Origin of the sequence: Algibacter sp., assembly GCF_049667265.1 — a bacterium.
Lineage (GTDB): Bacteria > Bacteroidota > Bacteroidia > Flavobacteriales > Flavobacteriaceae > Algibacter_B.
Map to the genome: position 1 here is coordinate 1 of NZ_JBATHX010000285.1, position 1,778 is coordinate 1,778.

Sequence of the window (1,778 nt, forward strand, 5' to 3'; positions counted from 1 at the left end):
GGAAAAATAGTGCGATGTCCATGAATAACATCATATCCAAACAATAATGGAATACCCAAACGGGTTTCTTCTACAGCTATTTTTTGTAAATCGCGAGTGCCTTTAACAGACATGGCATTCAACATAGCGCCCATATTACCTTCGCGAATAAACTTGCCATTATCGGAACCGACAACAGGCCCTGTTTGATCCCAATGGCCACCATACATCACCGTTTGCCCAATTTTCTCTTGAAGCGTCATGAGTTGCATCAAGGAATCAACCTTGATTTCAAATTGCTGATTATTGGATTGTGCTTCAGAGAAACAACAACCTATTAAGCTAAAAAAGACTATCAAATTTAATTTTATAGCTATTTTCATAATTATTGTTTTCTAAAATATTTAGTTCATAGCTTGCTTTTACCGTCCAAGCTTTAATGATTATAGGTTATTTAATTAACTCAAATCGTGTTTTTAAATTAATTTCAGAGTTTGTTCCAACAAATACATCAAAGTCGCCTGGTTCAGCAATAAAGTCTAAATTAGAATTATAGAATTTTAAATCGTCCTCTGAAATAGTGAAATTTATAGTTTGAGTTTCTCCTTTTTTAATCAGTATTTTTTGAAAGCCTTTCAATTCTTTTACAGGTCTTGTTACAGAACCTACCAAATCTCGAATATATAGTTGAACCACTTCTTTTCCATCATAATTTCCAGAATTTGTGACATCAACTGAAACATTTATTTCCTCATCTTTATTTATGGATGTTTTGTCTAGTTTTAAGTTCGAATAATTGAAAGTTGTATAACTTAAACCGTAACCAAATGGATATAGTGGCTCGTTCCTCACATCGAGATAGTTAGATTTGAATTTTTCAAATTTCCCTTCGCTATTCCCAAGCGGTCTTCCTGTATTTTTATGATTGTAGAAAATTGGAACTTGACCAACATTCATGGGGAATGTGGCTGATAATTTCCCCGAAGGATTAACATCGCCAAACAACACATCTGAAATAGCTAAACCAGCTTCACTTCCTGGAAACCAAACATTTAAAATTGCAGGAACATTTTTATTTTCTTCAACAATTGCAAGCGGTCTTCCTGTGAATAACACTAAAACAACGGGCTTTCCTGTTTTTAATAAAGCGTTTAATAAATCTTTTTGAGCCTGTGGAATTTGAAGATTTGTGACACTACTACATTCGCCACTTAACTCTGCCGATTCGCCAATAGCAGCCAAAATAACATCCGATTTTCTGGCAATTGCTAAAGCTTCATCTAGCATTTGTTTATCGGTTCTGCCATCACGCGGAATTGTCTTTCCAAACATCGTGGCAAGGTTTTCAAAAGTTAAATCATAGTCAACATTACTACCTTTTGCATGCAAAATGGTGGCTTTATCACCAACAACGCTTTTTAAACCTTCTAACAACGGAATAGATTTCTCCTGTTGTGTAGCCACACTCCAAGTACCAGCCATATTTACTGCTGTATTAGCCAATGGACCAATTAGTGCAATAGTTCCCGCCTTTTTTAGTGGTAGCAACTGGTTTTCATTTTTAAGCAACACCATAGATTCTGCACTAACTTGCCTAGCAAATGCCCTATTTTCATCTGTAAAAACATCTGTTTTCGGTCTTTCTAAATCACAATATTTATAAGGGTCATTAAATAGTCCTATTTTATATTTTGCAGTTAAAATTCGCTTTACGGCTTTATCAACATATTCCATTGAAACACTTCCTTCTTCAATAGATTTTTTTAAAGTCGTTAGAAACCCTTCGGAAACCATATCCA

Annotated in this window: 1 protein-coding gene and 1 pseudogene; both read right to left on the reverse strand. The window is 34.7% G+C overall.

What is annotated here, in order from left to right; genetic code table 11:
- Positions 1–362: pseudogene (locus WBN21_RS10620) on the reverse strand (glycosyl hydrolase); the annotation flags it as partial.
- Between the two features lie 67 nt (positions 363–429).
- The coding region (locus WBN21_RS10625; RefSeq protein ID WP_424200098.1) for a glycoside hydrolase family 3 C-terminal domain-containing protein at positions 430–1,778 on the reverse strand (1,349 nt) is incomplete at its 5' end.